Genomic DNA, 26,864 nt, shown 5'->3' on the forward strand with positions numbered 1-26,864 from the left:
CGGTTCTCGCGTGGAACGACAGGCGTTCCAGCGCGCGCAACGCGCGGATGCCGGGAAACCGGCAGCGACGAACCCGCGAGGCTGGCACTGCATCGCGAGTCGTCCCCCAAGCTGTCCGACTACCCCAAGGGTGCGCAAGGAATGCGCGGATCAAGTTACTGCTTCTGGTCTTCATTGTCGTTTCCCCGACTGCTTATTGACGAGTTGGCCGCCCCCCATCTTTGTCGCTTCAGGTCGACCGCTCGCCGGTGCGTCCAATATCGCAAGCGGCATGCCACACATGATTCCACCGACCTTTGCGCGCCGCGAACCGCCCGCGCCGCGCCGCCCTCTCGCCGGAACCCGCACTTTTTGTTTCAGGAATGTATCGCGACAATGGTCGACGGCATGCATCGATCCTTGAATGCCACGAAGCAATGCCGTAAAGGCGGACGAATGCGGCGCACCGGGCCTCGTGAAAGGGCCCGTTGAACGGGTGTTTCAAACCTGAGAATGCGCCGTCGCCTATGCCGGCCGATACGCGCCTTGGCGCCCGCAAATCGCCTGCCGTGCCCCATTCGACGGCGCTCCGGTGTCACGACGCGCGCGAATCGAATCGCCCGGCATCCGTTTTCGCGCGCCGACGCGGCGGGCACCGAGACGCGTCCGGACGCGCGCACCGGCAGGCCCGAAACGCGATTGATTCATCCGTGAAAATACCGACGGGATCGAGCGTCGACCGACAACGCGAACGAGCGGTAAAAAAAGCCGATTCAGTTCGGTCCGGCACGGCTTTCATCCGCCTGCATATTCATGAAAAGCCCGTGACGCTTGCGCACCGCCCTTCAATACGCGTGATCGACCTCGACTCTTCACATTCGGCTCGCCGACATCCGATGCCGACGACCAGCGCGGTTCAATGCGCGAATCACGCCGGCTTCACGGCGGATCGGACGACACGCGATACGCGGAGGAAACATTTCGGAAGGGGATCTCGAGCGCAATTCTCATCGCTGAAACATGCTCGTGCAACGCGCGATTCATCGCTGGAAATCCGCCGCGATGCGACATTCTTGCGCATTTCGGCAGGCCGCTTCGTATCGAGCCGGCCAATGCCGCATCCGCGCGCGCCCTCGCAGGATGCATGCGTGAAACCGAAGCGCATGCGCAGCGCGGCTGCGCGGTGCGCTGCCCGGATGCAGCATGCATGCGGCGCCCCTGGCATGCCGATTGCCTGAGATTCGAATTCGGCGCGCGACGGCGCAACCTGCGTGCGGGACCGGGAATCGCCGCGTCGGTCCTGAAAACGACCGTCATCGCAACATGGCCGGCACCGCGGCTATGCGCCGAGCAGTTCCTTCTTGCGCAGGTGCACGACGTCGCGCATCGGCGGCGCGCCGAACAGCCGGCTGTATTCGCGGCTGAACTGCGACGCGCTTTCGTAGCCGACCGCCGTGGCCACCGAACCGACGTCGCCGCCCTGCCGCAGCAACAGCCGGCGCGCCTCGTGCAGCCGCAGCTGCTTCTGGTACTGCAGCGGGCTCAGCGTGGTCACGTGCTTGAAGTGATGGTGCAGCGACGACACGCTCATGTTGACTGCCTGCGCAAGCGCGTCGACGCGCATCGGCTCCGCGTAGTGATCGCGGATCCACTCGATCGCGCGCGCGATGCGGTGCGTCTGGCTGCCCGCGATGGCCATGTGCCGCAGCCGCGTACCCTGCCCGCTCGTCATCAGCCGGTACAGCAGTTCCTTTTCGATCAGCGGCGCGACCACCGGAATATCGGCCGGCGTTTCGAGCAGCCGCAACAGCCGCAGCGCGGCATCGAGCAGCGGCGGCGTCAGCTCGGTGAGCGCGATACCCTCGCCTTCGGGGCCCGCGTCGGGCTCCGGCAGCCGCATCTCGGCCGCGAGTTCGACGATGCGCTGCGGATCGAGCGTGAGCGACAGGCACAGGTAAGGCGCGTCGGGCGACGCCTGGGTAACGCGCGAGAGAATCGGCAAGTCGATCGACGTAATCAGGCAGTTCCGCGTGTCGTATTCGTAAGCCTGGCCGGCCACGATCACGCGCTTCGCACCCTGCGCGGCGATCACGAGCGCGGCACGCGAAACGCCGCAGCCGAGATCGACCGGACGCGTATGCCGGTGCAGCATCAGCGCCGGCACGGCGGTCGAATGGGAGCCGTCCGCCGGCGCGAAACGGCCGATCAGCGACGCCAGTTCGCGCCGCCCGGATTCGCGTGACGACGCGCTATCGATCATGTCCATGACGGACTCCTCGCTTCATTTCCCTGAATCGCGCGAGCATAGCGAATCGCTCGCCGCCATGCCCGGGATTTGCAGGATTGTTCAATAAATTTGCAGGATTGGGTAGCCGTAAAAACCGGCCGTTCGCGCACACTGCCACCTGATCCGGCGCATGCCGGGTTTTCCCCACGGAGACAAAAAATGCCCACCACGTTTGTCCTGAACGGCAAGAGCGTCACGCTCGATGCCGATCCGTCGATGCCCGTCCTCTGGGCGATCCGCGAACACGCGGGGCTGACCGGCACGAAGTTCGGCTGCGGCATGGCGCAGTGCGGCGCCTGCACGGTTCATCTCGAAGGCCAGGCCGTCCGCTCGTGCGTGCTGCCGCTCGCCGGCATCGAGGGCAAGCACGTCACGACGATCGAAGGCCTGCAGAGCAAGCCCGCGCAGGCCGTCCAGGCCGCCTGGGTGAAGCTGCAGGTGCCGCAGTGCGGCTATTGCCAGTCCGGCCAGGTCATGTCGGCCGCCGCGCTGCTCGAACAGAACCCGAAGCCGACCGACGCGGACATCGACGCCGCGATGAACGGCAACATCTGCCGCTGTGCGACCTACGCCCGCATCCGGGCCGCGATCCACGACGCGGCCGCGACGCTGGGAGCCTGACCATGACGATCGAACTCGACAACCCCGGTTCGGTGCGACCGTCGCGCCGCACGTTTCTGAAGGCCGCGGGCGCCGCGGCCGCCGTCAGCCTGACGATCGGCTTCGAATGGGCCGGCCTCGGCCGCCGCGCGCTCGCCGCGACGGCGCCCGCCGCCGAGTTCGCGCCGAACGCGTTCCTGCGCATCACGCCCGACGGCGCGGTGACGGTCATCGCGAAGCACGTCGAGATGGGCCAGGGTGCATACACCGGCATCGCGACGATCGTCGCGGAAGAGCTCGACGCGGACTGGTCGAGCGTGCGCGTCGAGAGCGCGCCGGCCGATGCGAAGCGCTATGCGAACCTCGCGTTCGGCACGATGCAGGGCACGGGCGGCAGTTCGGCCATGTCGAACTCGTGGCAGCAGTTGCGCGAAGCGGGCGGCAAGGCGCGCGCGTTGCTCGTGTCGGCCGCCGCGGCCCGCTGGAAGGTGCCGGCCAGCGAGCTGACCACCGCCAACGGCGTCGTCACGCATGCGAAGAGCGGCAAGACGGCCGCCTACGGCACGCTCGTCGCCGACGCGTCGAAACTGCCGGTGCCCGACAAGGTCGCGCTGAAGCAGCCGGCCGACTTCAAGCTGATCGGCCAGCGCATTCCGCGCGTCGATGCGTCGGCCAAATCGAACGGCACCGCGCATTTCACGCTCGACACCACCTTCCCCGGCATGCGCGTCGCGCTGCTGCAGCGCCCGCCGCGCTTCGGCGCGACGGTCAAGTCGTTCGACGCGACGGCCGCGAAGGCCGTGCCGGGCGTCGTGTCGGTCGTGCAGGTGCCGGGCGGCGTCGCGGTCGTCGCCAACGGCTTCTGGGCCGCGAAACAAGGCCGCGACGCGCTGAAGGTCGAATGGGACGAAGCGAACGCGGAGAAGCGCGGCTCGGACGAGATCATGCGCGAATACCGGCAGCTCGCCACCAAGCCCGGCGCATCGGCGCGCAAGGACGGCGATGCCGACGCGGCGATCGCCGGCGCCGCGCGCAAGGTCAGCGCGACGTACGAATTCCCGTATCTCGCCCATGCGCCGATGGAGCCGCTCGACGCGGTCGTCAAGCTGACGGCGAACAGCTGCGAGATCTGGGCCGGCGACCAGTTCCAGACGGTCGACCAGGGCAACGCCGCCAACGTCGCGGGCCTGAAGCCCGAGCAGGTGCGGATCCACACGCTGTACGCGGGCGGCAGCTTCGGCCGGCGGGCGAACGCGTGGTCGGACTACGTGGTCGAGGCCGTGTCGATCGCGAAGGCGCTCGGCGCGGACGGCAAGCCGGTCAAGCTGCAGTGGACGCGCGAGGACGACATCCAGGGCGGCTTCTATCGCCCGATGTACTTCCACAAGATCGACGCGGGGTTGACCGCCGACGGGCGGCTGGTCGGCTGGCGGCACCGGATCGTCGGCCAGTCGATCCTCGCGGGCACGCCGTTCGAAGCGTTCATGGTCAAGAACGGGATCGACGCGACGTCGGTCGAGGGCGCGGCGAACCTGCCGTACGCGGTGCCGAACGTGTCGGTCGAACTCACCACCACCAAGGTCGGCCTGCCCGTGCTGTGGTGGCGCGTGGTCGGCAGCTCGCACACCGCGTATGCGGTCGAGGCGTTCATCGACGAAGCCGCGCACGCGGCGGGCAAGGATCCGTACCTGTTCCGCCGCGACCTGCTCGCGAAGGAGCCGCGGATGCGCGCGGTGCTCGAACTGGCCGCGCAGAAGGCCGGCTGGGATCCGGCGAAGCCGCTGCCGAAGGGCCGCGGGCGCGGGATCGCGGTGGCCGAGGCGTTCAAGAGCTATGTCGCGCAGGTGGCCGAGGTGTCGATCGACGCCGACGGCAAGGTGAAGGTCGAACGCGTGGTGTGCGCGGTCGACTGCGGGATCGCGATCAACCCGGACATCGTCGCCGCGCAGATGGAAGGCGGCATCGGCTTCGGGCTCGGCGCGGCGCTGCACAGCGCGATCACGCTGAAGGACGGCCGCGTCGAGCAGCGCAACTTCGACGGCTACCACGTGCTGCGGATGGCGGAAATGCCGAAGGTCGAGGTGCATATCGTGCCGTCGGCGGAGGCGCCGACCGGCGTCGGCGAACCGGGTGTCGCGCCGATCGGGCCGGCGGTCGCCAACGCGATCTTCGCGGCGACCGGCAAGCGGCATTACGTGCTGCCGTTCGATTCGGGCGATCACGCGCAGGCTTGACGGGCCACGAAACACCGGCCGCGGGCGGAAACGCCGCGCGGCGGGTGTTTTTTATTTACCGTGTTGCCGTCACGCCACCCGCGACGTGATCGACCGGATCGCTCACTCCTGCTCCACTTCCGGCCAAAGCCTTGGGAAAAGGAATCGAAGTGCGGCAAGCGGCAACCCGAACGAAAGGTCGCCGCGGTGCGACGGCGAATTCAGAAGCCCGAAGTCGAGCAGCGATCGAACGATGCGGCGCGCCAGCACGTCGCTGACTCCAAGCATCTGCGTGAATTCCGCACGCGTGACGGCTCGGCGCAGTGCGACGAACTCCATGGCCAGCGCGGCGGTCTCCGCCTTGATGACCGATTTTTCCGAACGGATGGTCCATGGATTAAATTCCAGGTACCGCAGCAGATCCAGCATACGCCCCGTCACACCGTCGAACGCCGTCATACGGACCATGAATCCGACTTGATCCTCGCAGCAGTCCAGAAAGAACCGCGCGAACTTGACCAGCCCTTCCTGAGACAGGTTGCCTCTGCCGTCCAGATCGTTGCGCCGAGTCTGATCGGCTTCGCTCAACCTCGCGTAATACTGCTCATGCTCGCGCGCCAACCCGCGATGTGGCGACCAGAGCCCATGGGTGAGATCGGCTGCGCGTAATCCAAGATGCGAATGCAGACGCGCCACCCGGCCATTACCGTCCATGAACGGATGCACCCACGCCAGACGATGATGCGAGCAAGCGATCCCGATCACTTGATATTCCTTCGCGCGGATGCGGGCGTAACGTGCCGCCCAGGCCTGCAGCAACGGTTCGATCATCTCCGGCGCCGGCGCCAGATGGCGTCCGACCGTGACATCCGAGCGCCGAAGCTCGCCCGGCACAATGGTCTGCCCATCCTCGGTGAGTCGTTCATCGGCAGGCAAGCAGGAAAAGAACCGCTCGTGAATGGCCGAGATTCGCGCAGGCTCGAAAAGCGCGGCGACCGGCAGGGCGGCCCATTCTTCCTCGAGCGCCGCTTCCGTCGCGATGTGCGCGACCGCGAAGCGCTGTTTCTTGCGCTCGGCAATATCGGTCGAGTAATCCCGGTGAAGTGCGGCCTCGATCCTGGCAGGGGTCGTATGCTGACCTTCGATCTTGTTCGTGTAGTACGAATTCATCGCGCGCAACCGGGGAACGAGCGCACCGGCCAAGGGGGTATCCCTCACGGCGAGCAAGCGCTGCGACGACTCGACGAGTTGCGCGGCGTGTTCAAGCAGCGGATCGAGGACCCGATCCTCGGGGAACAGCGGTTCGAAAGCAGCAACGGTCGTCATGCTTCGCTGTCGGGTTCAATGTAGGGTTTGATGTCGTGAATGATATTGGCTTATCCACATGATTTATATGTGATTTTTCAAAATTGAGGATGGTTTGATGTAGGGTTCCATGTAGGGTTTATTTGACACGTCCCCGCACTACCACACGACGACATCACGCTGCGGTATCGCTGCTCGTCAACCAGCCGCCCCACGTTACGCCGCCCGTAACGCCCGTAACGTTCCCGCCTGATGCTACGTAACAATCCTTCAATATTGCTCCGACCCTTCGAAAACCCGCCGCGCGTACCGCGTTAAAAATTCTTTTAGATTCAAGGCTGGCGCGCCGCCCGCCTCGCTACCACCGTCCGTCGTTTCCTGGCGGCCCATCCCTGGCCTGGAAGTTGCAGTACATGACCCGCAAACACTCCTTTACGGACATGCGAGGGCCACCATGGATTGCAAATACCTGTACATCGACAACATAAAAATCAACTTCGTGCGCCGCACGATCGAAATCGACCACAAAGTCGTCGACGTCACGCCCCGTGAATTCGATGTCGTCGAATTCCTGCTCGACAACATGAACAAGATCGTGCCGCGGCAAGCGATCCAGGAAGCGGTCTGGGGCCGCGAGCTCGGCGTGTCGTCGCGCACGCTCGACACCCATATCTCGCGCATCCGTTCGAAGCTGCGGCTCGATCACGACAAGAACCTGCGGATCATCCCGATCTATGCGGTCGGCTATCGGCTGGTGCTGTTCGGCGCGGCCATGACGCACGTCGAGCGCCACGACGTGGCGCCGATCCTGCGCGCCGCGCCGCAATCGGCGCTGGCCGCCGACTACGCGTAACGCGTAGCGGGGCTCACCCGCGCGCCGCCACCGCGCCCCGCCGCGCGCCGGCAAGCTTCCCCCGACCGCGCCGCGCGTCCGGCGTGCAGCGCCTCGCGGCCCGGCACGCCTGCCCCGCCGCGACATGACCGCCGCCTCCGGGCGGCGGCCGCATGTGTGCGGTCGACGCGGCACGCGGCCATGCCGCCGCGCAGCAGGCTTCGTAGCTCGCCGCCGCCCGCGCGGCCACCGGGCGCGCGCGACTACGGATTCCGGCGCGGCACGCGGCCGGCGCCGTCCCTACAATCGACGCAGCAGCCGCGCGCCCCCTGCGCCGCCGGCCACCACAACCCGTCGACCCAACGCCGAATCCGCCCTGATCCCGCCGTGCCAGCGCTGTCCCTGACGAATGCCGACGCGGGCGACGCCGCGAACCGGGCCCCGCCCGCCGCCGCGCCTGCCGGCCCGCCCCCGCCGGCCGCGGTCGCGCTCGACGCGTCGCCCTACCTGCCGCGCCTGTCCGCCGCCGCCGCGCGCGGGCTGTCGCATGCCTACGGCGCGACGGCCGCGGTCCCGGTCACGCTCGGCGAACACGCTTACGAGGTGCGCTGGCGCGTCGACGCCGAACCGGCTGCCGACGCGCATGCGTACCGCTTCGTCATCGGCCCGGCCGCCGGCACGCTGTGGATCGATCCGGTCGCCGAAAGCGCCTGGCTCGGCGACGCGGCCGACCCGGCCGTACCGGCCGTGATCCGCGCGGCGCTGCTCGCCGACCTGGCCGCGCCGCTGGCCGCCGTGCTGCAGGCCGCGACGCGGCAGCGCGTGGAATTGCTGCCGCCGCCGGCGAGCGTGCCCGCGTGGCGCACCGCGCCGGCCGCACTGCGCTTCGAGCTGCGTCGCGCCGACGGTGCATGGCGCTGCCATGGCGCGCTGCTGTTCGATGCGCCGGACGCGCTCGCGGTGTTCTTCGCGACGCCGGCAGCCGCACGGCCCGATACGCGCGCCGCGTATGCCAACCTGCCGGTGCCGCTGGTGTTCGAGATCGGCCGGACCGAGCTGACCATGGCCGAGCTGGCCGACGTCGTCGGCGGCGACATCATCGCGATCGAGCGCTGGCGCGCGCACGAGCAGAACCTGCTGTGCGTCGCGCGGGTGCCGGCCGCGCCGGCGTGGGAGATCACCGGACGGCCGTCGGGCAACCGGCTGACCGTCGAACGAATCAGGGAGATGCCTTTGGAACCGACCCGCACCGACACCCCGCACGCGAGCACGCACGACGCGTCGCCGGACGATGCGCCGCGCTCGCTCGACGGCCTCGCGGTCGACCTGCGCTTCGAGCTGCCGCCCACGTCGATCCCGCTCGGCGAGCTCGGCGCGCTGCAGCCGGGCGCGGTGATCGAGCTGCAGCAGGGCATCAACCAGAGCGTGATCCATCTCGTCGCGAACGGGATGCTGATCGGCACCGGCCACCTGATCGCGGTCGGCCAGAAGCTCGGCGTGCGCGTCGTCACGCTGACGCAGCCCGCGCCGCGCGAGCGCTGAACGATGGGCAGCCTGCCGAATCCGGTCGCGCTGATCGCGGTGATCGCCGCGCTCGGCATCGCGCCATTCGCGGCGCTGATGGTGACGAGCTACACGAAGCTCGTGGTCGTGCTCGGCCTGCTGCGCTCCGCGCTCGGGATCCAGCAGGTGCCGCCAAACCTCGTGCTGAACGGCATCGCGCTGATCCTGTCGCTGTTCATCATGGCGCCGGTCGGGATGTCGATCCGCGACGCGCTGCAGTCTCGCCACTTCGACGCGTCGGGGCAGTTGTCGACCGCCGATATCGGCGCGCTCGCCGATGCCGCGCTGCCGCCGATCAAGGATTTCCTGGTGTCGCATACGCGGCAGCGCGACCGCGAATTCTTCGTGCGCACCGCGACGTCGGTCTGGCCGAAGAATCGCGCGGACGGCATCAAGGACGACGACCTGCTCGTGCTGGTGCCGAGCTTCACGCTCGCCGAGCTGACCAAGGCATTCCAGATCGGCTTCGTGATCTATATCGTGTTCATCGTCGTCGACCTGCTGGTCGCGAACATCCTGCTCGCGCTCGGGATGCAGATGATCTCGCCGACGACGATCTCGGTGCCGTTCAAGCTGCTGCTGTTCGTCGCGCTCGACGGCTGGTCGCTGCTCGTGCACGGGCTCGTGCTGTCGTATCGCGTGGCGGGGGCGGGATGAACGCGCGCGGCGGGCGCTCCGCCGTTGCGCGCCTGTGCGCGCTGATCACGACGCTCGCACTGGCGCTCGCCGGTGCAGGCATGCAGCCGCGCAGCGCGCACGCGGCCGGCAGCGCCGCGGGCTTCGCGCAGCTCGCGCGCGCCTGCGCGCCGAACGTCGACCCCGACACGCTCGCCGCGCTGGTGCGCACCGAATCCGGTTTCAATCCGTATGCGATCGGCGTGGTCGGCGCTCACCTGGCCCGCCAGCCCGCGTCGCTCGACGAAGCGCGCGCGACCGCGAGCGAGCTGGCCGCGCGCGGCTTCAGCTACAGCGTCGGCCTCGCGCAGGTGAACGAGCGCAATTTCGCCAAATACGGCCTCGACGACACGACGATGTTCGAACCGTGCCGCAACCTGCGGGCGGGCGGCGCGATCCTGACCGAATGCTTCGCGCGTTCGTCGAACACCGGCCGCCCCGCGCAGGCCGCGTTGCGCGCGGCGCTGTCGTGCTACTACAGCGGCAACTTCACGACCGGTTTCTCGAGCGGCTATGTGAGCCGGGTCGTCGCGAGCGCGCAGCGCAATGCGCGCGAAGGCGGCGTCGAGCCGATTCCGGTGGTGCGCGACCTGCCGCCGCCCGCGCGACAACGGCGCATGGACGCGGCCGCGACCACGTCGCCCGAACACGCGCGCCGGCTCGCGTCGCCCGCGGCATCGGCCGACGCGCCGTCGTGCCATGCGCGCCCGGTCGTGATGATGTGCCACGGGTTGTCGGCGAGCCAGGCGAAGCGGCTGTGCGTGCGGTGTCTCGATCAGTGAGCGGCGGCACGACACCGGCATGACGTGCGCGGGACGACGCGGCGCACCGCGCCATCCCGCATCATGCGGCGCGCTGCGCCTCCAGCCACGCCTGGAACATCAGCACCGTCCATAGCTGGTGCTGCCAGTTCATCCGGCCCGTCTGATGCTGGCGCCACAGGCGCTCGACCGCCTGCGCGTCGAAGAAGCCCTCGTCGCGCAGCCGCGACGGCTGCAGCAGCGCGTCGGCCCAGTCGCGCAACGCGCCGCGCAGCCAGTGATCGACGGGCGCGCAGAAGCCCTGCTTGGGGCGGTCGATCAGCGCCGACGGCACGTACTGGTCCAGCAGCCGGCGCAGCAGCGCCTTCGATTGCCCTTCCGGCAAACGCACCGACGCAGGCACCCGCCACGCGAATTCGACGACGTGATGATCGAGGAACGGCATGCGCGTCTCGAGGCTCACCGCCATCGCCGCACGGTCGACCTTCGCGAGGATGTCGGTCGGCAGGTACGTGAGCGTGTCGATCGCCATCGCCTGCTCGGCGAAGCTCAGGTTCGCCGGCCATGCGGACACCGTGTCGAGCGGCGTCGGCGGCTCCTGTCCGGCGAGCGCGATGCGCTCCGGATGATGCACCGACGACATCAGCAGCCGGTACAGCCCGATGCGGCTCTCGGCCGTCATCACGTGGCCGAGCTTGTGCAGCCGGTCGCCGATGCGGGCCGCCGAATCGCGCGCTTCCACGCCGCCCCATGCGCCCTGCGCGACCGCCGCGAGCTGGTCCGCATGATCGGGGCGCAGCGCATGCAGCGCGGCGGCGATCCGCGCGCGCACCGCCGCCGGCACGCGATGCAGCTTGCGCCACAGGCGCGGCGTCAGGAAGTAGCGCGTATAGCCGCCGAACAGTTCGTCGCCGCCGTCGCCGGACAGGCTCACCTTCACGTGCCGGCGCGTCATCTCCGATACGAGGAAGGTCGGAATCTGCGATGCGTCGGCGAACGGTTCGTCATAGATCGTCGGCAGTTTCGGCACGACGCCGAGCGCATGGTCGGCGGTCACGTAGAGCTCGGTATGCCGCGTGCCGAGATGGCGCGCGACCGCCTTCGCATAGCCGGCTTCATCGTAGCCGGCCTCATGAAAGCCGATCGTGAACGTGTCGACCGGGTTCGCCGACTGCGCCTGCATCAGCGCGACGATCGCCGACGAATCGATGCCGCCCGACAGGAACGCGCCGAGCGGCACGTCGGCTTCCATCTGCCGCGCGACGGCCCGGCGCAGGATCGCGTCGAGCTGCCCGACGGCCTCGTCGGCGCTGCCCTCGAACGGCTGCTCGCGGCCGGCTTCGATCGCCTGCTCGAGCGTCCAGTACGCGCGCACGCGCGGCGTGTCGCGCGCATGCTCGAACTGGATGAAGGTGCCCGGCGGCAGCTTGCTGATGCCGCGATAGATCGTATGCGGTGCCGGCACGCTCGACTGGCGCAGGTACAGGCACAGCGCGTCGCGATCGATCGTGCCGTCGAAGCCCGGATAGCCGCGCAGCGCCTTCAGCTCCGACGCGAACACCAGTGCGTCGCCGATCCGGCCGTAGTAGAGCGGCTTCTCGCCGATCCGGTCGCGTGCGAGCGTCAGCACCCGCGACGCGCGATTCCACAGCGCGAACGCGAACATGCCGGTCGCGCGCCGCAGCGTCGCCTCGACGCCCCACGCGACGATCGCCGCGATCAGCACCTCGCTGTCGGAGTGGCCGCGCCACGCCGGTGCGCGACCCGCGCGCTCGAGCTCCGCGCGCAACTCGCGATGGTTGTAGATTTCGCCGTTGAAGACCATGACGTAGCGGCCGCACGCGGATGCCATCGGTTGCCGGCCGTGGACCGACAGATCGACGATCGCAAGCCGCCGGTGGCCGAGCGCGATACCGGCTTCCGGGTCGACCCAGAGGCCCTGCCCGTCGGGCCCGCGATGCGCGAGGCTCGCCGTCATTCGCGCGAGCGTGCCGCGCGCTGTCTCCTCATCGAAGGCGACGCTATTCAGAAAGCCGTCGATTCCGCACATTTGATTTGTCTGCCCCTGTTGACCTGTTCCGTCAGCGGCGGCGCAACCTCGCGGCCCGCCGTCCGGCTGACGGTCGAGCCATATTACGAAGAAATAAATCAGCAATAATTCATGGGTGAATGTCGGATGAATCCGGAAAAAAACCGGCGTCAAGCGCCGCGTGCGATCAGCCCGGCGAGCCGGAAAACAGGTCCGCATCACGGGGTAGCGCTGGATCGCGCGCATGCTGGTGTTCCGGCCCCGACAGGCCGTGCGCGTCAGGCCGCGCCGGTCGCCCACTTCAGCAACTGCGCGACCTCGCGGAAATGCTGTTGCTGGATCGTGCCCTTTTCAGGCGTGCTCTCGTACAGCGCCTGCGCGAGGCCGGCGTTCGCGAGTGTCGGGCGCAGCGCGTCGCGCGCGAGCCGCACGATCCGTTCAGCCGCCTCGCCCTCGCCGCGCGCGAGCACCCACGGCAGCGTGCCGACGCCGCCGTAATAGAGCGCGACCGCGACGCTCGACGAATAGACGACCACCGACGCGAAGCCGATCCGGTCGGGCAGCGACGAGAACTGCGCTTCGCGCGCGAGCTGCCGGCGCTTCGCCTCGATGTGCGGATCGCCTTCGTCTTCCTTGTGCTCGCGCCGCACTTCCTCGATCGACATCTTCATCTTCTGATTGAACTCGCGCCGCTGGTGCACGATGTCGATCAGCGCCATCACGATGTAGATCAGTGCGGCCCAGCCGAACAGCAGCATCAGCAGCTTCACGATCAGCGCGAGGATCGACATCGGCCGCGTGAAGCCGGACTGCACCGCCGGGTCGAGCGACTCGACGATCAGCCAGCCGAGCGTCGCGGCCAGCAGCACGGTCTTCAGCAGCATCTTCGCGAGGTTCACGAGGTTGCGCATCGACCACATGTTCTTCAGCCCCTCGGCCGGATTGAGCCGCGACAGCTGCGGCACGAGCCGGCTCCACGCCATCACGCCGCCCACCTGCACGAAGCCCGCGAGCAGGCCGGCCAGCAGCCCGGCCGCGACGATCTGCGCGGACAGCATGGCCCAGTCGCGCGCGGCGCCGTCGATCAGAACCGCGAGCCGCGCGGACGGATCGGCCGCGCCGGCCGCGTCGAACACGAGCCGGAACAGTGCCTGCAGCCGCGCGAACAGCGTGCCGAGCCCCACCGCGAGCGCGACGCACACGCCGACGAAGAACGCCGACGAGATCGTCTCCGCGCTCTTCGGCACGTCGCCTTTCCGGCGTGCCTCGCGCAGGCGCTTCGCGGTCGGCTGCTGGTTCTTTTCGGCCATGGATGCTCCGGTTCCGGCGGGCCGTCACGCGCCGCCGTGCGCGGCGAACAGCGCGCGCAGCAGCGCCATCAGCCCGCTGTCGGGGCTCAGCAGCGCATGCAGCGACGCATACACGACCGGCAGGAACAGCACCATCATCAGCAGCGCGAGCGCGCTCTTCAGCGGCTGCGCGAACACGAAGACGTTCAGCTGCGGCACCGCGCGCCCGACGAGGCCGATGCCGAGCTCGACCAGCACCAGCACGATGATCACCGGCGCGGCGAGCTTCACCATCCATTCGAAGATCGTGTCGGTCTGCCGCACGACGAAGGTCTGCAGCATCGACGAGAAGTCGGGGCCGAGCGAGCCGATCGGCCACCACGCGTACGACTGCGCGAACAGCTGCACGAGCACCTGCAGGCCGCCCGCAGTGACGAACAGCGCGATCGCGACGAAATTGAGGAAGCCCGACGTCGGGCCGCCCTCGTGTCCGCCCATCGGATCGAAGAACGCGGCGCTGCCGCTGCCGGTCTGGAAATCGATCAGGTAGCCGACGCCCTGGATCGCGAACAGCACCGCGCTGAACGCGCCCGCGAGCAGCATGCCGATCACCGCCTCCTTCGCGACGAGCAGGCACCACATCAGGAACGGCAGCGCGGCGACCTGGGCCGGATCGATCACCGGCGCGACGAACGCGGCGATCACGACCGCGATCCCGTTGCGCACGAGGCCCGTGATGATCTGCTCGTTGAACACCGGCACGACGAACATGATCGGCAGCAGGCGCGGCATCACGTAGAGCAGCGGGCGCAGCGTGCCGGCGATGTCGTTGAAGTTCGCCGCGTGGTCTAGCATCGGCGCTCCGCGGCGCCGGGAGCCATGTCGTCGGTGGAGGCGGTTGCGATGGCGGCGGCCGGGTCGTTCGTACCGGCGGCGTCGGTCGTGCCTGTCGCGTCCGCATCGGCCGGTGGCGACATCATCGCCGCATCGAACGCCGCGGCCCTGTCCGGCTGCCCCGATGCGTGACCCTGCGCATCGCCTGCCCACACGCCGGCCGTCGCGAAGCGCCGCACCGCGTGCGCATCCGCGACCTCGTCGGCGTCGCGTTCGACCCGCGCGGCGCGCGCCTGCAGCGCCTTCTCGCCGGCCTTGTCGAGCTTGTCCTCGGCGGCCTTCGCCTTGCGCGCGGCGCGCTGCAGGTCGGCAAGCGTCGCCTCGTGATCGCGATGCACGTGCGTGGCCTCGCCGACCGACGCGTTCGCGACGCCGATATGACGGTCGAACGTGCGCGTGTCGGCCGCCGCGTTCTGCAGTGCGCGCGCCTCGCGCACGTCGTCGGCGAGCCGCGCCTGGATCGCGGCCTTCGCGGCGACCTGCTGCGCAAGCCGCGCCTGCGCGGCGTCGAGCGCGCGACGGCTCTGCGCGGCGATGCCTTGCTGGCGCGCGGCCGCGACCCGCGCGATCTGGCTGCGCATCTCGCGCACGCGCTTCAGGCGTGCGAGCGTCGCGAGCACGAGGCGGTCGTCGGCTTCAGACATGGTCGTTCGCGAGTGTCGTCAGCTGCGCGAGCAGCGCGTCGAAGCGCACGTCCTCGTGCGATGCCTGCGCGCAGAATGCGCCGATCGCATCGCGCGCGCGCAGCGCGAGATCGCCGAGCCGGTCGCTGCCTTCGCGATACTCGCCGATCTGCACGAGCAGCTCGATTTCCTGGTACTTCGCGATCAGCTCGCGCACGCGCGCGGCCGCTTGCTGATGCGCGCGGCTCGCGACGAGCGGCATCACGCGCGACAGGCTCGCGAGCACGTCGATCGCCGGATAGCGGTTGGCGAGCGCGATCTTGCGCGACAGCACGATGTGGCCGTCGAGGATCGAGCGCACTTCCTCGGCGATCGGATCGGATTCCTCATCGCCTTCGACGAGCACCGTGTACAGCGCGGTGATCGAGCCCGTCGCGCCCTGCCCCGCGCGTTCGAGCAGGCGCGGCAGCACGGCGAACGTCGACGGCGGGAAGCTGCGCCGCGTCGGCGGCTCGCCGCTCGCGAGGCCGACCTCGCGCTGCGCGCGCGCGAAGCGCGTCAGCGAGTCGACCAGGAGCAGCACGCGCTTGCCCGCATCGCGGAAGTGCTCGGCGATCGCGGTCGCGACCAGCGCGGATTTCACGCGCTCCATCGCCGGACGGTCGGACGTCGACACGACGACGATCGAGCGCGCGCGCACCTCGGGCGACAGGCTGTGCTCGATGAACTCGCGCACTTCGCGGCCGCGTTCGCCGACCAGCGCGATCACGTTCACGTCGGCCTGCGCGCCGCGCGCGATCATCCCGAGCAGCGTGCTCTTGCCGACGCCGGACGGCGCGAAGATGCCGACGCGCTGGCCGATGCCGAGCGTCATCAGGCCATCGATCACGCGCACGCCGGTCGGAAACGGCGTGTCGATCATCTTGCGCGCGAGCGGATTCGGCGGGTCCTGCTGCGTCGATACCCACGCGGCACCCGTCACCGGCCCGCGATCGTCGAGCGGCCGGCCGAGCCCGTCGAGCACGCGGCCGAACAGCGCTTCGCCAACCGGGAACACATGCTCGCGCCCGGACGGCACGACGGTCGTCTCCGGCGACAGGCCGGCCACGTCGCCGAGCGGCGTGAGCAGCGTGGTCTGCCGCGAGAAGCCGACCACTTCGGCGAGCAGCGTCGGCTGGTTCGGCGTGCGCAGCTCGCAGATCTCGCCGAGCCGCGCGCGGATGCCCGTCGCGTTGAGGATCTGCCCGACCGCGTGATTGACGCGGCCCTGCACCGACACCGGCGAGAAGAACGCGAGCCCCGCATCGAGGTCGCCGACGAGGCGGCCACGATCGAACGGCGCGGCATCGTCGTCGCTGCCGTCGCCGAACGGCTGCGGATCGTCGAGCGGCGCGTTCATCGCGGCGTGCCCTTCAGCGCGTCGCGGCGGATCGCCTGGCGCAGCGCGTCGATCTGCAGGTCGAGGCTCGCGTCGATGCGCCCGGACGGCGTCTCGACCGTGCACGCGTGACGCTCGAGCTGCGCATCCTCGACGATGCGGATCCTTTGCCGGTTCGACTGGCCGGCGAACGCGCGGTCGAGCGCGTCGCGCATCTCGTCCTCGCGGCCCGGCGCGACCCGCACGATCAGGAACGCCTCGTCGCGCACGAGCGGCGCGATCCGCGCGAGCGCGGCCTCGTACAGCTTCTGCGTGCCCATCTCGCCGACGATCGCGCGCACGGCCTTCACGACGATGTCGGCCATCGAATCCTTCATCGACTCCATCGTGCGCGCGGCGGCCAGCGCCTGCGTATAGGCCTGCGCCGCATGCTCGCGCTGTGCGCGGCGCATCCCCTCGTCGTAGCCGGCCGCCTGGCGCTTGTCGAATTCGCGCTGCGCGTCGGCGACGATGCGCGTGGCCTCGTCGCGCGCGGTCGCGATCACCGCGGAGGCATCGAGCAGCGCCGCGTATTCGCGCTCCTTGAGCACCTTGCGCTCCGACAGCAGCTGCAGGTTGTCGCTCGTGATCAGAAAAGCCAGTCCCATGACGCAAGCCTCTCGGGAATCAGAAACAGGAACAGCAGTTCGCCGAACTGGTCGCGCTGCGCGCGGTTCAGCCAGTACGGCGCTTCGTCGTCGATCGCGCGGTTGAATTTCAGGCGCGCGCGCCGCGCGACCGCGTCGCCCGCCACGCCGATGAAATCCGCGAGCAGCCGGCCACCGCGCGCACGGATCACCACCGGCAGCGCGGCCGGATCGGCGCGCCATGGTTCGAGCGTTTCCGCGAGCGCGCCGAATTCCGGCGCGCGCTCGAGCGCGAGCTCCAGCGCATCGCCGCCGAGCTTCGCCGCGACTTCCGCGCGAACGCGCCGCACGGTCAGCGCGTCGCGCAGCCAGCCGCGATGCAGCAGCAGGCCCGCATACGACGCGAGCTGCTCGAGCGCCGCACCGGGCAGCAGCGCGAGCCGCGCGCACGGATTGGCGACGTCGAAGTCGTGGTGCCCGGCCACGCCGTTCGCGTCGAGCAGGTGGCGCGCGAGCAGCTGGCGGCCCGCCGGGCCGAACGCGTCGGGCGAGCGATAGCGCACGGGCCACTCGGCCGGCACGCGCGTCACGTGCAGATAGCGGTCGGGCCGCAGGTTGAATTCGCAGACGAGCGCGTGAAACGCCGCGCGCCGCCCGGCGGGCGGCAGCGCGACCGGTTGCAGCCACGGCAGCACAACGGCGTCGGACGTGGCGCCCGGCTGAAGCGCATGGAACTCGCTCATGCGCCGTCGCGCGCGCCGTCCGGCGTGCGCAGGCTGCCGCCACCCGGCTGCGCGGATGCGCCGCCGGCGCCGTTCGCGCCGCGCGGCGTGCCGACCAGCCCGGCCAGCCGGGCGCCGAACATCCCGCGCCGCGCGGCCGACAGCGCGATCACCGCACAGGTCAGCAGGATCAGCGCGAACACCAGCCAGCCGAGCGGCGAGCGCAGCCGCAGGATGTCCGACACCGCGCTGCCGATGCCGTCGACGCGCGTCGTGCGCGCGGCGGCCGGCTGCAGGAACAGCGACACGTTGTCGTACTGCAGCCCCTCGATGCTGTGCGCGACGAGATCCTTGACCATCGGCGCCATCGCGCGCAGGTCCACGCCGGGCCGGTAGCGGATGTACACGGCCGCCGACGACGGCTTGATCTTGTCCGCGAGCGGATCGTTCTCCGGAATCACCACCTGCACGCGCGCGACCACCACGCCCTCGATGTCCTGCAGCGTGCGCGACAGGTCCTGCGACACGCCGTACAGGTAGCGCACGCGCTCCTCGGCCGGCGTCGACACGAGCCCCTGCTTCTGGAACAGCTCGCCGAGGCTCGCATAGCTCGGCTTCGGCAGCCCGTTCGCCTGCAGCACGGTCAGCGCCGACTGCATGTCGCCGTCCGCGACACTCACCTGCCACGCGTTGCGATCCGACGTGTCGCGCGCGTCGTTGTCCTTCGACGCGCTGATGCCCGCGTCACCGAGCACGGCGACCATCTGGTTCGCGTCGCGCTCCGACAGGCCGGAGTAGAGCTCCTTCTGGCAGCCGGCCAGCAGCGCGAGCAGTCCCGCGAGCAGCACACGCGCCGCCCGGCTGCGCCACGCATGCATGCGCGGCGTCGAATCGATCGTCGTCATCGTTTGTCCGCTTCAGGGCGCGCGGCCTTGGCGGCCCGCGCGCTCGTCACTCCTGCGTCTTCAGCACCGTATGCGTGAAGCCGTTCGCCGCCTGCGCAACCGACAGGCTCAACTGGTATTCCGAAATCGTGGTGGTCGCCGTCCACTGGAAATCCATCGCCTGCACCATCGTCATCAGCGGATCGCTGCGCTGGTCCGCCATCGACGTCAGCATCTCGGTGCGATGCTTGTCGATGTTCGCGTACCGCGTGTCGAGATCGTTGCCGTACGTGCGCAAGCGCTCGACGAGCGACGAATGGTTGGCCTGCGCGGGCGTCGCGGGCGTCATCTGCACCGCCGACGCCGCATCGGCCGGCGCGCGCGACATCGCGACACCCGACGCCGACGGCGACGCCGCGCCCGGCTGCATCAACGCATCGAACTGGCGCACCTGCGCCGGATCGGACGCCGAGCCCGCCTGCTGCACGGCACCCGCGAGCGCGGCCGCGCCCGGCGGTGCCGCACCTACGCCTGTTACCGACATGATCATGTCCTCCTTGACCGGCAGGGCCGGGAACGAGCCGGCCGGCACGCACACACGCCCCGCCAGGCGCCCGCCACGGGCGGCCCCGGCATGTGGCGTCGCGCGGCACGGCCGGCGACCGGCGTCATGCGCGGCCGGCGGAACTCAGGTGTTGCGCGACCTGGGCGTTCGCCGTCCCTTCCTGCGCGGTCACTGCGTTGCTGGTTTCGAACGTCGCGGTCGATTGCTGGACCTGGAAGTTGATCTTCGTCAGCTCGAGCTGCGTCTTGGTCAGGTCGTCCGCCTGTTGCTGGACCTGGTTCGTGTTGGTGGCACCGGTCGGGGGGGTACTCATGATTCGCTCCTTTACGTGAACTGCGTCCTGCTTCCGGCGGCGGCCCCATGCCCCGCCGGCGACGTGACGCGCCGCATGCTCGCGGCGTGTCGCGTAATGCGCGCACCGCGCGGCACGCGGTGCGCAGGTCCTGTCGCGGCGCTAGTGCGCCGCTTGCCTCGATGCGCCCGCTGCCGCGACGGCCGGCGTCGCCGGCGCATCCGGCAACAGCGTCGGCCCCGGCACCGGCTGCGCGACGCCGGCCGCCGCGCCGCTCGCGAGCGGCGGCACGGGCGCCGCCGGCGCCTGCCCGGGCGCGTTCGCGGACGGGCCGCCAAGCGGCATCGTGATGCGCTGGCTGTTGCGCTCGAACACGACTTCGTCCGGGCCGATCGACACGACCGTCGGCCCTTCCTTCAGCCGCGCGCCTTCGAAATAGCGGCTGCCGTCGGCCGTCTCGATGTAGCGCTGGTCGCCGTCGCCCGCGAACACGGTCGTGATCTCCGGGATCCCCGCCACGCCGCCGAGCGTCGTCGCCGTGCGCGGCGCGGCCGCATCGGCGTCGCGCACGTGATCGACCACCTCGAGCGCCGGACGCGCGTCCTTCATGTAGTTGCGGATGCGCGGCTCGATCTGCGTGCGCCCGGCCGCGCCCGTCAATTCGATCCGGCCGCGGCCGAGATAGGTGACCGTCAGCGCCGTGTCGCTGAAATACGTCTGCGCGGTCGCGACGAGGTCGCTAACCACGTAGATATTGCCGAGCGCCGCGTTGTCGACGCCCGCGACGATCTGCGCGACGCGCTCCCGCGCGGCCGGGTCGCTCACGTAGCCCCACACGATCACGCCGTCGTCGCGCGGCGCGACGGCGAGCTCCGGATACGCATGCAGCAGTTGCTGCAGCCGGTGCGTGCGCGCGAGCACCGACTCGTGCTGCCACGGCAGCCGCCCCGACCATGCGACGAAGCCGTAGCCGAGCGCGCCGAGCAGCACGCCGATCCACAGCGCGACGACCGCGATCACGAGCCGCCGGCTGCCGAGACGGCGCAGCCCGCCCGTGAGCCAGCCGAGCCACGCGGCCTCGCGCGCGGCGTCCGGCGCGTCGGTCTCGTCGGGCACCGCGACGCTGGCCTGCGCGTGACGCGCGATGCCGAGCTTGATCGAGCCGACCGTCACGACGTCCTGCGGCGTCATCGAGCGGCGGCCCGCGCCGAGCGGCTCGTCGTTGAACAGCACCGGCGCGCCGCCGTCGCCGCCGTGGTTCTGCACCGTCACGGCGAGCGCGCCGACCTGCAGGCACATCTGTTTCGTGCCGATCTCGCGATCGGGCAGGATCACTTCGCAATCGGCGGCCGTGCCGACCCAGTTCGCGCCGCGGGCGAGCGACATCGTGCGGCCGTACATCGGCCCGCTGAGGAAGCAGAGGTTCCACGGCGACGCGAGTGCGGCCGGCCCGGCCGCCGCGCCGCCGGGCAGTGCGCCGTCGCCGTGCGGGTCAATGATGGTCGTCGACATGGGTGGACGCTCCTGCGGTCGTCGCCACGGGCTGCGACGCCGAATCCTTCGGCGGCGGCGGCAGCGCGGGCGGGCCGAACTTCGTGCCGGGCAGCGGCACGGGCGTGAGCGGCACCGCGATGTCGTTGTCCGGCGGGCGATACATCGACCTGCCGTTCGGATCGGCCGGCCCGTCCGTGCCCGGGTTCACGGGCGAGCCGTCCGGCGCGTACATCGACGCGGTCGTCACCACGCGCGGCGTCAGCAGGTAGAACCGCTCCATGTGGTTGCCCGACTTGTCGGTGTACTTGAACAGGTTGCCGATCAGCGGGATGTCCGACAGCCACGGCACGCCGCTCTTGTTCAGCCGCACCTCGTCGTCGTTGAAGCCCGCGATCAGCAGGCTCTTGCCTTCGTCGATCATCGTCTTGGTGACGATGTTGCGCTGCTGGATCACCGGCACGTTCGACACCGCCTGCCCCGGCACGATGTTGCCGTCCTGGATGTCGATCGACATCATCACGCTCTGCGGATTTCCGGAGACGGCGGCCGCATTGCGGATCGCCTCGTCGACGATCATCGGCGTCACCTTGATGCTGGTGCCGGTCGTCACACTGTACAGCGACGAATCCTGGTAGCCCTGCACCTGCACGTAGAACTGCGTGAGGTTCTCGAGAATGGCCTCGGTGTTGTCGAGCGCGAGCACCTTCGGCTTCGAGCGCAGCTGCGCCTGCCCCTTCTGCGCGAGCGCGTTCACGCGCGTGAGCAGGTAGTTGCGCAGCGAGCCGCCGATCGACGCGGTCAGCGCGATGCCGGTCGGCAGGAAGGTGCCGGTCTGCCCGGTCTCCGACGTGCCGATGCCGAACGTGAGCGGCGGATTGCCAGCGCCGTTGTACTGCGTGTTGCCGTTCAGCGGATTCTGGCCGTTGCCGATCTGCACGTCGCCGTGCGTCGTGTGCAGGCGCCAGTCGATCCCGAGGCTGTCGAGCGAATCCTCGTTGATGTCGATGATCGTCACGTTGATCTCGACGATGCGCGGCCGCTCGTCGAGCTGGTTGATCAGCGACTGGTAGCGGTACATGTTCTCCGGCAGGTCGCGCACGATCACCGCGTTGATCGCCGGATCGGCGACGATCTGCGGCAGCGTGTCTCCGCCGCCGCCATTCGAGAACGGCGAGAAGCCGCCGGCGGCGCCGTCGGCGCCGCCGTAGCCACCCTGACGCGGGCCGCCGGCAATGTCCGGGAAGTCGAGCCGCGGCACCGCGATCGTCAGCCCCGAGCCGAGCTTCACCTGGCGCGCGGCCTGCCCGAGCGGCGTGCTCGACGGCAGCTCGTTCGTGCCGCCGCCCTTGCCGAACAGCCGGCGCAGGATCGTCGCGACGCCCGGCACCGTCACTTCCTTGCCCGAGCGGTTGATCGTGAAGTCCGACGCCCAGCCGTACCTGAGGCGGAACGCGCGGATGTCCGCATGCGCGCCGTTCGCCGATGGGTCGCCGACCGAGCCCACCGCCTGCCGCACGAGCTCCACATAGCGGCGCGGGCCGGCCACGTACACGCTGTTCGCACGGTCGTTGATCACGAGCGTATAGCGCTTGTCCGGAATCTGCATCGCCTGCAGCGCGCGGCCGATCTCGCCGGCCGCGTTCGGCGGGATCGGGATCATCTGCGTCTGCGACTGGTCGGCCGGATCGACGTACAGGAACGAGCCGTCGTAGTACCACGTGAGCCCGTAGGTCGAGCAGATCGTATCGAGCGTCTGCTGCGGCGTGCCCGAGAAGCGGCCGCTGATCACGCCGTCGACCTTCGGGTCGACCACCGCCGTCACGCCCTGCGACGACGCGAGCTCGCGGATGAAGTCGCCGATCTTCTTGCCGTTCGCGACGATCGTGAACGGCTTGTTGCGCCAGCGCAGGTCCGCCGCGCGCGCCGGCTGCGCGACCGTCATGCACAGCGATGCCGTGAGCAGCGCGGTCGCGCACATGGCGAGCGCGGCCCGTTGCAGGCGGCGCGATTGAAACCGGATCGGGGCGACGCGTCGACGCATCAAAGCACTCCTGGGGAAGAAACGAACATGCGTTCCAGCGCCTGCTGCGCGAAGCGCAGCACCTCGCTGCCGAGCCAGCCGGACAGCAGCACGAGCGCGACCATCACGGCGATCAGCCGCACCGCGATGCCGATGTTGGCGTCCTGCACCTGTGTGACGGCCTGCAGGATCGCGACGACGAGGCCGGTGACGGTGGCGATCAGCACGATCGGCAGCGACAGCAGCAGCACCAGCATCAGCGCCTGCCGGGTCAGGTCGAGGATCGTCGAGCTCGTCATTGCACGACTCCCGGCGTGCGCACGCCGGCGCCCGCGCCGAGCGTGCCGTCGTCGGGCGGGTTCTTCACCCAGCCGACCGTATGGAGCTGCACGTCCTCCTCGACCTCCTGGTACGACAGCACCGCGAGTTCGGGCAGCACCGGCTGCAGGATCGTCTTCACGTAGCGGCGCGCGCCGAGCGCGACCATCACCGCGAGGCGCGCGCCGCCTTGCGGATTGCCGTGGCCGCCGGGGCCGGCCGCCTGCGCGGCCTGCACGATCGCGCGCACCTGCTCGCCGATGTCCTGCTTGATCGCGCTCGACAGCGCGAGGAAGTTGCCCTGCTTGGTGCGCATCACCGCGCTCTCGATCCGCTCCTGCAGGTTCTGTTCGAACAGCACGACGCGCAGCTGGCGCGCCGCGCCCGCATGACGATCGGTGATCATCCGGCGCAGGTCGACACGCACCAGCTCGACCAGCGCGATCACGTCGTCCGGCTCGTTCGGCGCCCACGTGATCAGGCTCTCGAAGATCACGCGCAGGTTGCGGATCGGCACCTGTTCGGCGAGCAACCGGCGCAGCACCTCGGTCACGCGCTGCAGCGGCACGAGCCGCGTCAGTTCGCCGACGAGTTCGGGGTGCTCGCGGCGCACCAGGTGCACGAGCGCCTGCGTTTCCTGGATGCCGAGCAGTTCGTCCGCGTGCTGGCGCACGACCTGCTCGACGTGCGCGGCGAGCGCGCTTTCGCTCGACAGCCACTTGCCGTCCGGGGCCGCGCCGTCGGGCTTGATCCACAGCGCGGTCGCGAACGGGCCGAACGCCTCGGCCGGCTGGCGCTCCGCGCGCTCCGGCAGCGGCGCGACGCCGTCCCACAGCAGCCAGCCCGGCTTCAGCGCGCCATGCGCGGCGAGCACGTCCTGCAGGTAGATGCGGTACGTGCCGGCCGGCGCGCCCTCGTCGTCGTTCAGCGTGATGCGCGGAAACACCGTGCCGATGTCCGCGTCGACGCGCGCCTTCGCGCTCGACAGCGCGGCCTGCAACTGCGCGAGATTGAGCGTCGTGCGCAGGTCGTCCGACAGCGACACCGCGATCAGCGACGTGACGCCCGCCGCATGCGACACCTTCGCGGGCTGGCCGTCGTCGGCCGCGCCGATGCGTCCGGCGATATGAATCAGGTTGAAGCTCGGCGCGGTCGTCTTGCGTTTCAGCTGCGTGAACGCGAACACGCCGAGGCCGATTGCGATCAGCGCGAACGACCACTTCGGGAAGCCCGGCACGACGAGGAAGCCGGCCAGCACCAGCGCCGCGATCAGCAGCGCGCGCGGATGCGCGCCGAGCTGCTCGCCCAGCTGTTCGCCGAGCTGGCGCTGCCGCGTGTCGCGCGTCGCGACGCGCGTCGTCACGATGCCGGCCGCGATCGACACCAGCAGCGACGGGATCTGCGACGCCATCCCGTCGCCGACCGTCAGGATCGCGTAGCGCTGCAGCGCCTCGCCGATATCCATGCCGTGCATCAGCGTACCGACCGCGATCCCCGCGACGATGTTGATGAACGCGATCACGAGGCCCGCGATCGCGTCGCCCTTCACGAACTTCATCGCGCCGTCCATCGCGCCGTGCATCTGCGATTCCTGCTCGAGCTTCTCGCGGCGCTCGCGCGCTTCGTCGGCGCTGATGATGCCCGCGCGCAGGTCCGCGTCGATGCTCATCTGCTTGCCCGGCATCGCGTCGAGCGAGAAGCGCGCGCCGACTTCGGCAACCCGTTCCGAGCCCTTTGCAATCACGATGAACTGCACGACCGCGATGACGAGGAACACCACGCCGCCCACCACGACGTTGTTGCCGACCACGAGCCGCCCGAACGCGTCGATCACGTGGCCCGCGTTCGCGTGCAGCAGGATCAGCTTGCACGACGCGATGTTCAGCGCGAGCCGGAACAGCGTGGTGAACAGCAGCAGCGCGGGAAACGACGAGAAGCTGACGGCCGACGGCACGTAGGTCGACACCGTCAGCAGCACGACGCTCGCCGCGAGGTTCAGCGAAATCATCCCGTCGAGTGCGGCCTGCGGCAGCGGCAGGATGAACAGCGCGACCACCGACACGATGAACGCGGCGAGAAACAGGTCGGCGCGCGGCGACGCCCCGAGACGACGTCCGGACACGCTGCGGCCGGCGGAAAAAATCCGCTGCCAGTCGCGAGGGAGCGCCTTCGGTTCTGCCATCGTGCCGTCGTCCTGTCGTTGTCGCCGGCGGGCGCGGGCCGTCATGCCCCGCGCCGCGCGGACCGTTGAATGGGACGAGTGTAGCGACGCGAAACCGCGTAAAAAGGGACGCGCCTCGTAGCGTCGCGGCAGTTTTCCGGCGGCGATCGGATCGGACTACGAAACCCGGCGGCGCCTGTGCGCGCGCGTCGCCGGAACCGCTTCCATCACGCGGCGGGCGCCGCGCGGGCGGAACGGGTCAGTGCTCCAGGCGGCGTCCGGCGAGATACGCGAGCTGCGCGCGGTTCTGGACGTTGAAGAGTTTTTCGAGCGAACGGATATGGTGGCCGACCTTGTGCAGCGACGTGCGCAGCGCGCTAGCGATCTCCTGGTCGGACAGGCCGTGCACGAGGCGCTCGAGCACCTGCTGCTGTTCGTCGCCGAGCGCGAAGCCGCGCATGCGCGCGATGCGCGCCTCGAGAAACGGCAGCGCGACGCGATGCACGGCGAGACTCACCGACAGCGCGCCGCCGATCACGCGATCGCCGATCCACTCGGTGCCGTGGGCTTCCGACGTCACGTTCACCGCGACGCGCAGGTCGAGCCGCGGCGCCGACAGGCTGAAGATCACGCCGCTGTTCATTGCATGCGCACGCAAATGGCCGGCCAGCGCGAGTACCTTGCGATCGCCGCTGCCCTGCGCGGCCGACTCGATCTCGTCGAGCCGCCACGCGACCGGAAAGCCGCTCTGCCGCACCTGCGCGAAACGCGGGTCGCTCTCGTAGAGCATGCCCTCGATATACGGCTGCATGAACGTCGCGGGCGCGAGGTCGCGCAGCAGATGCGCGCACAGGATGCGTCGCCCGATCATCTCGTACGCACCGTAGCCGAGCGTGCTGAAACCGATTTGCCGCAATCGGGCATGGCATTGGGCGAAATCGACGGCAGCCAGGTCGGATTTACCGGGCGCGATTTGAATGCCGGTAAAAACGTCGCGCTCGATTGCATGAATTTCTTTCGAATAAGCGGCAGCGGCCGCGATATCCGCTTGCGAAAACCACTCGACGCGTGGCGCGTCGTCAGCATATGTCATGAGGAGCCCACCCTTTCCCAATATGTGAACTTGCCCCGTCACGCTCTGGTCTTTTCTTTATGATTTTCTGGTCGTCTCTATAGCAGTGCGAATATGAACCTTTCGCCCGCATTAGTATTACGGCATATTACGCGCACACTGGCATTTTTGTACAATGCCCCCGCGTTTCGTCTGGATGACGATCTGCGCATATCATAAAGATGCTCGATCGCACCGTCGCGAGCGCCGTGCACGACACGGCTGCCGCCACGCGATGCGCGT

Annotated in this window: 23 protein-coding genes; 6 read left to right on the plus strand and 17 right to left on the minus strand. The window is 69.3% G+C overall.

The window, feature by feature from the left end; translation table 11 throughout:
• Positions 1-1,318: 1,318 nt before the first annotated feature.
• Positions 1,319-2,245 (minus strand): AraC family transcriptional regulator, encoded by a 927-nt coding sequence (locus tag DIE21_RS19370; protein WP_124499224.1) that lies wholly within the window; start codon positions 2,243-2,245, stop codon positions 1,319-1,321.
• 180 nt (positions 2,246-2,425) lie between these two features.
• Between DIE21_RS19370 and DIE21_RS19375 the strand changes: the two genes are divergently transcribed.
• Both DIE21_RS19375 and DIE21_RS19380 read left to right on the plus strand, forming a co-directional pair.
• Complete coding sequence (locus DIE21_RS19375; protein WP_124499225.1) at positions 2,426-2,887, plus strand: (2Fe-2S)-binding protein; 462 nt, start codon at positions 2,426-2,428, stop codon at positions 2,885-2,887.
• A 2-nt stretch (positions 2,888-2,889) separates the two neighbouring features.
• Positions 2,890-5,100: a xanthine dehydrogenase family protein molybdopterin-binding subunit gene (locus tag DIE21_RS19380; protein WP_124499226.1), complete on the plus strand. Its 2,211-nt coding sequence runs from the start codon at positions 2,890-2,892 to the stop codon at positions 5,098-5,100.
• 102 nt (positions 5,101-5,202) lie between these two features.
• Here the strand turns inward: DIE21_RS19380 and DIE21_RS19385 are convergent, their stop codons facing one another.
• The gene (locus DIE21_RS19385) at positions 5,203-6,405 is read right to left on the minus strand and encodes a Fic family protein (RefSeq protein ID WP_124499227.1); all 1,203 of its coding nucleotides are present in this window, start codon (positions 6,403-6,405) and stop codon (positions 5,203-5,205) included.
• Between the two features lie 433 nt (positions 6,406-6,838).
• Here DIE21_RS19385 and DIE21_RS19390 point away from each other — a divergent pair, with 433 nt between their 5' ends.
• From DIE21_RS19390 to DIE21_RS19405, 4 genes are all read left to right on the plus strand, one after another.
• Positions 6,839-7,237: a winged helix-turn-helix domain-containing protein gene (locus DIE21_RS19390; protein ID WP_124499228.1), complete on the plus strand. Its 399-nt coding sequence runs from the start codon at positions 6,839-6,841 to the stop codon at positions 7,235-7,237.
• 366 nt (positions 7,238-7,603) lie between these two features.
• Positions 7,604-8,758, plus strand: coding sequence for a type III secretion system cytoplasmic ring protein SctQ (sctQ, locus tag DIE21_RS19395; RefSeq protein WP_124499229.1), 1,155 nt, complete (start codon positions 7,604-7,606; stop codon positions 8,756-8,758).
• Between the two features lie 3 nt (positions 8,759-8,761).
• On the plus strand, positions 8,762-9,436 hold the full coding sequence (gene sctR, locus DIE21_RS19400) for a type III secretion system export apparatus subunit SctR (RefSeq protein ID WP_124499230.1): 675 nt from the start codon (positions 8,762-8,764) through the stop codon (positions 9,434-9,436).
• On the plus strand, positions 9,433-10,236 hold the full coding sequence (locus DIE21_RS19405; RefSeq protein ID WP_124499231.1) for a lytic transglycosylase domain-containing protein: 804 nt from the start codon (positions 9,433-9,435) through the stop codon (positions 10,234-10,236). Before sctR ends, DIE21_RS19405 begins: the two co-directional genes overlap by 4 nt.
• A gap of 61 nt (positions 10,237-10,297) precedes the next feature.
• Here DIE21_RS19405 and asnB read toward each other — a convergent pair whose 3' ends face one another.
• The 15 genes from asnB to DIE21_RS19480 form a co-directional block, all read right to left on the minus strand.
• Complete coding sequence (gene asnB, locus DIE21_RS19410; RefSeq protein WP_124499232.1) at positions 10,298-12,265, minus strand: asparagine synthase (glutamine-hydrolyzing); 1,968 nt, start codon at positions 12,263-12,265, stop codon at positions 10,298-10,300.
• A 257-nt stretch (positions 12,266-12,522) separates the two neighbouring features.
• Entirely contained in the window at positions 12,523-13,554 is a 1,032-nt protein-coding gene (locus DIE21_RS19415) for an EscU/YscU/HrcU family type III secretion system export apparatus switch protein (protein ID WP_124499233.1), read from the minus strand.
• A gap of 24 nt (positions 13,555-13,578) precedes the next feature.
• Positions 13,579-14,388 (minus strand): type III secretion system export apparatus subunit SctT, encoded by an 810-nt coding sequence (sctT, locus tag DIE21_RS19420; protein ID WP_124499234.1) that lies wholly within the window; start codon positions 14,386-14,388, stop codon positions 13,579-13,581.
• The gene (locus DIE21_RS19425; RefSeq protein ID WP_124499235.1) at positions 14,382-15,071 is read right to left on the minus strand and encodes a hypothetical protein; all 690 of its coding nucleotides are present in this window, start codon (positions 15,069-15,071) and stop codon (positions 14,382-14,384) included. The genes sctT and DIE21_RS19425 overlap by 7 nt, the downstream gene beginning before the upstream one ends.
• Positions 15,064-16,449: a type III secretion system ATPase SctN gene (gene sctN / locus DIE21_RS19430; protein ID WP_124499236.1), complete on the minus strand. Its 1,386-nt coding sequence runs from the start codon at positions 16,447-16,449 to the stop codon at positions 15,064-15,066. Before sctN ends, DIE21_RS19425 begins: the two co-directional genes overlap by 8 nt.
• Complete coding sequence (sctL, locus tag DIE21_RS19435) at positions 16,446-17,075, minus strand: type III secretion system stator protein SctL (RefSeq protein WP_124499237.1); 630 nt, start codon at positions 17,073-17,075, stop codon at positions 16,446-16,448. Before sctL ends, sctN begins: the two co-directional genes overlap by 4 nt.
• Positions 17,057-17,797, minus strand: a complete 741-nt coding sequence (locus tag DIE21_RS19440) for a SctK family type III secretion system sorting platform protein (protein ID WP_124499238.1) — start codon at positions 17,795-17,797, stop codon at positions 17,057-17,059. The genes sctL and DIE21_RS19440 overlap by 19 nt, the downstream gene beginning before the upstream one ends.
• Positions 17,794-18,681: a type III secretion system inner membrane ring lipoprotein SctJ gene (gene sctJ / locus DIE21_RS19445; protein ID WP_124499239.1), complete on the minus strand. Its 888-nt coding sequence runs from the start codon at positions 18,679-18,681 to the stop codon at positions 17,794-17,796. The genes DIE21_RS19440 and sctJ overlap by 4 nt, the downstream gene beginning before the upstream one ends.
• A gap of 46 nt (positions 18,682-18,727) precedes the next feature.
• On the minus strand, positions 18,728-19,204 hold the full coding sequence (locus tag DIE21_RS19450) for a hypothetical protein (protein ID WP_124499240.1): 477 nt from the start codon (positions 19,202-19,204) through the stop codon (positions 18,728-18,730).
• A 124-nt stretch (positions 19,205-19,328) separates the two neighbouring features.
• Entirely contained in the window at positions 19,329-19,538 is a 210-nt protein-coding gene (locus tag DIE21_RS19455) for a hypothetical protein (RefSeq protein WP_057928855.1), read from the minus strand.
• A 141-nt stretch (positions 19,539-19,679) separates the two neighbouring features.
• A complete protein-coding gene (sctD, locus tag DIE21_RS19460; protein WP_124499241.1) occupies positions 19,680-21,029 on the minus strand; it encodes a type III secretion system inner membrane ring subunit SctD in 1,350 nt (449 codons plus the stop codon).
• The gene (gene sctC / locus DIE21_RS19465) at positions 21,010-23,052 is read right to left on the minus strand and encodes a type III secretion system outer membrane ring subunit SctC (protein WP_124499242.1); all 2,043 of its coding nucleotides are present in this window, start codon (positions 23,050-23,052) and stop codon (positions 21,010-21,012) included. Before sctC ends, sctD begins: the two co-directional genes overlap by 20 nt.
• A complete protein-coding gene (gene sctS / locus DIE21_RS19470) occupies positions 23,052-23,330 on the minus strand; it encodes a type III secretion system export apparatus subunit SctS (RefSeq protein WP_121857077.1) in 279 nt (92 codons plus the stop codon). Before sctS ends, sctC begins: the two co-directional genes overlap by 1 nt.
• Positions 23,327-25,531 (minus strand): type III secretion system export apparatus subunit SctV, encoded by a 2,205-nt coding sequence (gene sctV, locus DIE21_RS19475; RefSeq protein ID WP_124499243.1) that lies wholly within the window; start codon positions 25,529-25,531, stop codon positions 23,327-23,329. The genes sctS and sctV overlap by 4 nt, the downstream gene beginning before the upstream one ends.
• A gap of 238 nt (positions 25,532-25,769) precedes the next feature.
• Entirely contained in the window at positions 25,770-26,603 is an 834-nt protein-coding gene (locus DIE21_RS19480; protein ID WP_124499244.1) for an autoinducer binding domain-containing protein, read from the minus strand.
• Between the last annotated feature and the right edge of the window lie 261 nt (positions 26,604-26,864).

The organism is Burkholderia sp. Bp9140 (assembly GCF_003853425.1).
Taxonomy (GTDB): domain Bacteria; phylum Pseudomonadota; class Gammaproteobacteria; order Burkholderiales; family Burkholderiaceae; genus Burkholderia.

What these genes read in the sequence shown, in the direction of transcription:
- DIE21_RS19385 (WP_124499227.1), bottom strand. Translation starts at nt 6,405, where the DNA reads ATGACGACCGTTGCTGCTTTCGAACCGCTGTTCCCCGAGGATCGGGTC.
- DIE21_RS19440 (WP_124499238.1), bottom strand. Translation starts at nt 17,797, where the DNA reads ATGAGCGAGTTCCATGCGCTTCAGCCGGGCGCCACGTCCGACGCCGTT.
- asnB (WP_124499232.1), bottom strand. Translation starts at nt 12,265, where the DNA reads ATGTGCGGAATCGACGGCTTTCTGAATAGCGTCGCCTTCGATGAGGAG.
- DIE21_RS19415 (WP_124499233.1), bottom strand. Translation starts at nt 13,554, where the DNA reads ATGGCCGAAAAGAACCAGCAGCCGACCGCGAAGCGCCTGCGCGAGGCA.
- DIE21_RS19455 (WP_057928855.1), bottom strand. Translation starts at nt 19,538, where the DNA reads ATGAGTACCCCCCCGACCGGTGCCACCAACACGAACCAGGTCCAGCAA.
- DIE21_RS19375 (WP_124499225.1), top strand. Translation starts at nt 2,426, where the DNA reads ATGCCCACCACGTTTGTCCTGAACGGCAAGAGCGTCACGCTCGATGCC.
- sctL (WP_124499237.1), bottom strand. Translation starts at nt 17,075, where the DNA reads ATGGGACTGGCTTTTCTGATCACGAGCGACAACCTGCAGCTGCTGTCG.
- DIE21_RS19450 (WP_124499240.1), bottom strand. Translation starts at nt 19,204, where the DNA reads ATGTCGGTAACAGGCGTAGGTGCGGCACCGCCGGGCGCGGCCGCGCTC.
- sctR (WP_124499230.1), top strand. Translation starts at nt 8,762, where the DNA reads ATGGGCAGCCTGCCGAATCCGGTCGCGCTGATCGCGGTGATCGCCGCG.
- sctV (WP_124499243.1), bottom strand. Translation starts at nt 25,531, where the DNA reads ATGGCAGAACCGAAGGCGCTCCCTCGCGACTGGCAGCGGATTTTTTCC.
- DIE21_RS19370 (WP_124499224.1), bottom strand. Translation starts at nt 2,245, where the DNA reads ATGGACATGATCGATAGCGCGTCGTCACGCGAATCCGGGCGGCGCGAA.
- sctS (WP_121857077.1), bottom strand. Translation starts at nt 23,330, where the DNA reads ATGACGAGCTCGACGATCCTCGACCTGACCCGGCAGGCGCTGATGCTG.
- sctT (WP_124499234.1), bottom strand. Translation starts at nt 14,388, where the DNA reads ATGCTAGACCACGCGGCGAACTTCAACGACATCGCCGGCACGCTGCGC.
- sctC (WP_124499242.1), bottom strand. Translation starts at nt 23,052, where the DNA reads ATGCGTCGACGCGTCGCCCCGATCCGGTTTCAATCGCGCCGCCTGCAA.
- DIE21_RS19405 (WP_124499231.1), top strand. Translation starts at nt 9,433, where the DNA reads ATGAACGCGCGCGGCGGGCGCTCCGCCGTTGCGCGCCTGTGCGCGCTG.
- DIE21_RS19480 (WP_124499244.1), bottom strand. Translation starts at nt 26,603, where the DNA reads ATGACATATGCTGACGACGCGCCACGCGTCGAGTGGTTTTCGCAAGCG.
- sctJ (WP_124499239.1), bottom strand. Translation starts at nt 18,681, where the DNA reads ATGACGACGATCGATTCGACGCCGCGCATGCATGCGTGGCGCAGCCGG.
- sctD (WP_124499241.1), bottom strand. Translation starts at nt 21,029, where the DNA reads ATGTCGACGACCATCATTGACCCGCACGGCGACGGCGCACTGCCCGGC.
- sctN (WP_124499236.1), bottom strand. Translation starts at nt 16,449, where the DNA reads ATGAACGCGCCGCTCGACGATCCGCAGCCGTTCGGCGACGGCAGCGAC.
- DIE21_RS19425 (WP_124499235.1), bottom strand. Translation starts at nt 15,071, where the DNA reads ATGTCTGAAGCCGACGACCGCCTCGTGCTCGCGACGCTCGCACGCCTG.
- DIE21_RS19380 (WP_124499226.1), top strand. Translation starts at nt 2,890, where the DNA reads ATGACGATCGAACTCGACAACCCCGGTTCGGTGCGACCGTCGCGCCGC.
- DIE21_RS19390 (WP_124499228.1), top strand. Translation starts at nt 6,839, where the DNA reads ATGGATTGCAAATACCTGTACATCGACAACATAAAAATCAACTTCGTG.